Source organism: uncultured Oscillibacter sp. (assembly GCF_947654275.1).
Lineage (GTDB): Bacteria > Bacillota > Clostridia > Oscillospirales > Oscillospiraceae > Oscillibacter.
Genome location: NZ_CANTJS010000097.1, coordinates 1 through 4,421 on the forward strand (window position 1 = coordinate 1; position 4,421 = coordinate 4,421).

Sequence of the window (4,421 nt, forward strand, 5' to 3'; positions counted from 1 at the left end):
GGACCGCCGGGGCAAGATCGCTTCTCTCTTCTGTAAAGCCTTTGAGCGGGCCGTGTTGCTGACCCCCACGGAGGCAAATGTCCGTATCTGGGTGGAGAATACCCGCATGCGGCCCGACGAAATTGAGGATTCTGTCAAAGAGGCCCGTGAGCTGGCGGAGGTGTTCACCGCCATCGCAGATATCCTTGAAGGCTTTCTCCCGCAAGGAAAGGAGCGTTCTTTATGAGGGAGGAAATCTCCGTCCGCCAGTGGCAGGAATTATATAGGGCGGGCGGCCTTGACTACTCCGATTATTCCACACGGGAAAGGCTTGGCTGGCGCTCTTGGGAGTACCCGGCCAAAACTCTGGCTGACCGCACAAAACAGCTGTCACAAGTGGTCATGGGCATTACAAGCCCTTACATCCTGGATAATTTCTGCGTTTCATTCCGGCGGCTGCCCACACGGTTTAGGAAGCTATACGATGAAGTGGGCTTTTGCGCTCTGCGGGAGGAGGATGATGATAAAACATTCCTGGTCACATTGAACAACCCCCATCACCGTAGAAAATGGTCGCTTTTTACGGGGCGGTATGGCGAGGATGCGCCGGAGTTTGACTGCTGGGATGTTCGGGAACTTCTGGAATACATCGCACAAATAAGTCCTGAACTGGAGCGGAACATAAAATCCCCCATCGTTGCGGAGAAGCGGGCCGCCTCAGCATACGCGCGTATATTTCATGGTGAATCCGGAGAATTCGGTATCTACCGGGACGGAGATCGCCGTTACAGCTTCAGGGCCAGGCGAGACGGACGGGAGCACATCATGATGGTGGCCTCTGACCTGAAGGACACACCTCCCGGCTTTTTGCCGGAGCAGGCAGTTTTTATCAGGGGGCTGCATGTTTACAGCCCAGATCCACGCTTCCCAATCCCTCAAAAAGCAGAAAACAAATCTTTCAAAAGAAAGGAGATAGAGCGATGAGCCGGGAGGAAATCTCCGTTCGCCAGTGGCAGGAGCAGTTCAAGGCCGGGGCCTTTGACAGCCCGGACCTCAGCACCCAATGCGGTGCGGGCTGGTACGATTGGTTCTGCCAGGATAAAGCCCTGGCAAACCGGCTGAGGAAGATCGCCAAAGTGGTCATGGGCGTCACCAATCCTTTTATTTTGGACCATTATTACATCTGGTTCAAGAACAACGCCCTGGTTTCCGGCCCTCTGTACGACGACGTCCGCTTCGAGCCGCTGTCCGGAAAACGGGACGGCAAATATTTTCTGGTCGCCTTGGACTATCCTCCTGTGAAGGAAAAATGGACGCTGTTCACAGAGCGGTACGGATTTGAAGCGCCGGAATTTGTGTGCGGCAGCGTGCGGAACATGATTCCATATGTGAATCAGCTGGGCGCGGAGCTGGAAAGCGGCGCTCCCAGCCCGCTGACCGCGGAGGAGAAGGCCGTCTCCGCCTACATCGCCAGCCAGCCGGACCTGCGGGGCTTCACGGACCTTCATCGGGTCGGCGGCCACACCTACAGCGTGTTTATTCCGTCGGAGAACCGCAAGGAGCTGATCCACGCGGCCCTGAATCCTGCCCGTGCCCCGGTTGGATTTCAGGAGGAACAGGCGGTGCGGATTGACGGAATCTACGTCAGCCGCCATGACCATGAAGTAAAGGCCGACCCGGACCTTGGGCGCTCCGGGCGAAAGAATGCTCCTAAAAGAGGAGGCCCCCAACGATGACGCCGGAAACACACACGGTCCGCCAGTGGCAGGAGCGCTTCAAGGCGGGTGCTTTTGACAGCCCGGACATTCATACCCAATGCGGAGCGGGTTGGTACGACTGGCTCTGCCAGGATAAAGCCCTGGCAAACCGGCTGAAGAAGATCGCCAAAGTGGTCATGGGCGTCACCAACCCTTTTATTTTGGACAACTTTTATATCTGGTTCAAAAATAACGCCCAAGTCGCCGGTCCCCTGTATGACGACGTCCGTTTCGAGCCAATCTCCGGGGAGAGGGACGGGAAATATTTTTTAGTCACTTTGGACTACACGGCGGTAAGAGCGAAATGGGCGCTGTTCTCGGAACGTTATGGCATTGGAGATCTGGAGACTTTGCCGGAGTTCGTATGCGCCAACGTGCGGGATATGATCCGGTATGTCAACAAACTGGGGGCGGAACTGGAGCAGGGCGCCCCCGGCCCGCTGGTTACGGAGAAAAAAGCCGTCGCAGATTACATCGCCAGCCAACCGGACCTGAAGGGTTTCACAGACCTGCACCGGATCGACGCCCACACCTACAGCGTTTTTCTGGCCAGGGAGAACCGCAAGGAGTTTATCCACGCAACCCCGATCCCGGCCTACGCCCCTCCCGGATTCCAGGCAGGTCAGGCTGTACAGATCAACGGCTTCTACGTCAGCCGCCATGACCACAGGATGCTGGTTCCCCAGGACTATGAGCCTGACGGAAGAAAGCCGGACAAAAAACGGGGAGGATCGGAACGATGACGCAAGAGAGCCGCTCTGTCCGCCAGTGGCAGAGTCAGTACCGGGCCGCCGCTTTTGAAAGCAAAGACCTGCAAACACAGTTGGGAGCGGGATGGCGTGGGTTTTCCTGCCGCTTCGACGCCCTGCCGGGGCGGCTGCGGCAGATGGCCCCGGCGGTCACCCGCATCCAGGCGTCTTTCATTCTGGACCATTATACCCTTTGGTTTGAAAACATCAAGTGCCTGAACAGAAAAGCCGTGTACGACTGCGTTCGGTTCCAGCCCCTGGACACCGGGCGGGAGGGCCTTTCGTTTCGTCTTGATTTCAAAAATCCCGACGAGCCGAAAAAGTGGGCCTTATATACAGACCGCTATGGCCCCGCGGCCCCGGAGTACGGCTGTGCCGGCGCTTTCGAGATGTCCCGGTACATCAACACCATGGCACATGAACTGGAGCTGGGCGTCCAGCCGGACTTCCTTCTGGAAAAACAGGCCGTGGCCGCGTTTCTCCAGGAGCGTACCGGAAGGGCTTACGCTGCGGTCTACAGGGAGGGGGACCATCTCTACAGCTGCTACCTGGACACGCCCCGCAACCCCATGTCCAAACGGTTCCTGGCGGCTTACACGCCGGAAACCCTGCCGCCCGACATTCAGGGCAAGGGGATGGAGCAAATCGGGAATGTTTTCGTTTTCTACAGTGGCGCCGTCGATCCTGTTTTGTCCCAGAGAACCGCACAAACAAAGCGCCGCTATAAGAGAAAGGAGGTTGAACGATGACACAAAAAAGTCCTCCCGGCAGGCCCCTCCTGCCTCCGGAGGCGGAGGAGGAAATCCTGACGGCGCTGTTCACCAATATGAAAATCAGCTCCGGCGAAATTGCCGCCATCCTCAAGAAGCACCATGTTTCCGGCGATACGGAGCTCCTTCAGGACCGTTACCGCAAGCGCATGGGCCAGCGGCTCATGGCCAGCATCCGGGACGAGCATGGACACCGGGAGGTTCTGGCCCGCGGCAGCGAATACATCGTGCTGGAATGCTGCAACGACCGGCAGGCCCTCCAGGCCATTCGCCGCCGTATCCAAAGCCAGATGAACGGCCTGGAGGTGTCCTCCATGAAGGTGGGCGGACGCATTCGTGTGCTGGACCGATTCCTCGCACGGTTCCGAAAGGCGGGCTGACAATGGGTCCGAGAGATATGCTCCAGGCGATCCGGGAGTATCCCGCTGCCTGTGCCCGCCTGGAAACCACACAGAGGGAGTTGGATCGAGCACAAAAGGCTCTGGAAAAGAGCGAACTGGAGTGCCATCGCCTCGGCGGCGATTGCAGCGAGGTCCGGAGTCGGCTCCGGTTTTCTGAGAAAAAGACGGAAGCTCTGCAAGCCGCTTTGGACGCCTACTGCCCAAAGCTGTCTTCCCTGGCGGAGATGATCCGGTTTTATGAGACGGTCTCCCCCAGCCTGGACCCCCAGGGCTTCACGCTGTTCCGCGCGGCGAAAAAGATGACGGGCATCGGCCTGTACAGCTATTTCGCCTACGAGGACAGCTGTGGTATGTTCGAGCAGATGGATGGCTGCCAGCTTCTGCGCTGGCTGACCGCCGCCCGGTTCGGTGCGGTGGATTGGGAGATCGTGACCGGGACCTGCTATGAGGAGGCCATCCTGCGGGAGGTTGATACCTCCGCGCCGGAGTATCTGGCATTTGAGGAGAAACTGTACCGGAAGGTGCTGGAGCGCATGGGCTTCGGAACCCTGCTGGCCCCAGAGGAACCCGTAAAATCACGTGAAATCGAGGTGATTCCTGTAGAAGAAAAAATAACGGAATTAAACCTTTATAGCCCTCTCAGCGCGGTATTGTATGAGGAAGACCCCGAGGAAGAAACAGAAACCGGCTTTGAGCCGCTGATTTTGTCAGGCTATGAGCTGACCGGCTATCAGGATGCCATCCGCCAGGGCATTGAGGATGAGC

General features: G+C 57.7%; 6 protein-coding genes and 1 pseudogene. All 7 read left to right on the forward strand.

Annotated elements, in window-relative coordinates; translation table 11 throughout:
- Window positions 1-226 (forward strand): annotated as a pseudogene (locus Q0063_RS14310) (hypothetical protein); the annotation flags it as partial.
- Window positions 223-963 carry a hypothetical protein gene (locus Q0063_RS14315; protein WP_297872634.1) on the forward strand — a complete coding sequence of 247 codons (741 nt, stop codon included), beginning with the start codon at window positions 223-225 and terminating at the stop codon, window positions 961-963. The pseudogene Q0063_RS14310 and the gene Q0063_RS14315, both read left to right, overlap by 4 nt.
- The gene (locus Q0063_RS14320; RefSeq protein WP_297872635.1) at window positions 960-1,715 is read left to right on the forward strand and encodes a hypothetical protein; all 756 of its coding nucleotides are present in this window, start codon (window positions 960-962) and stop codon (window positions 1,713-1,715) included. The genes Q0063_RS14315 and Q0063_RS14320 overlap by 4 nt, the downstream gene beginning before the upstream one ends.
- A complete protein-coding gene (locus Q0063_RS14325) occupies window positions 1,712-2,479 on the forward strand; it encodes a hypothetical protein (RefSeq protein ID WP_297872636.1) in 768 nt (255 codons plus the stop codon). The genes Q0063_RS14320 and Q0063_RS14325 overlap by 4 nt, the downstream gene beginning before the upstream one ends.
- Window positions 2,476-3,234, forward strand: coding sequence for a hypothetical protein (locus Q0063_RS14330; RefSeq protein WP_297872637.1), 759 nt, complete (start codon window positions 2,476-2,478; stop codon window positions 3,232-3,234). The genes Q0063_RS14325 and Q0063_RS14330 overlap by 4 nt, the downstream gene beginning before the upstream one ends.
- On the forward strand, window positions 3,231-3,635 hold the full coding sequence (locus Q0063_RS14335) for a synapsin-1 (Synapsin I) (RefSeq protein WP_297872638.1): 405 nt from the start codon (window positions 3,231-3,233) through the stop codon (window positions 3,633-3,635). The genes Q0063_RS14330 and Q0063_RS14335 overlap by 4 nt, the downstream gene beginning before the upstream one ends.
- 2 nt (window positions 3,636-3,637) lie before the next feature.
- Window positions 3,638-4,421, forward strand: a 784-nt coding sequence (locus Q0063_RS14340) for a hypothetical protein (RefSeq protein ID WP_297872639.1), incomplete at its 3' end; no start/stop codon positions are given.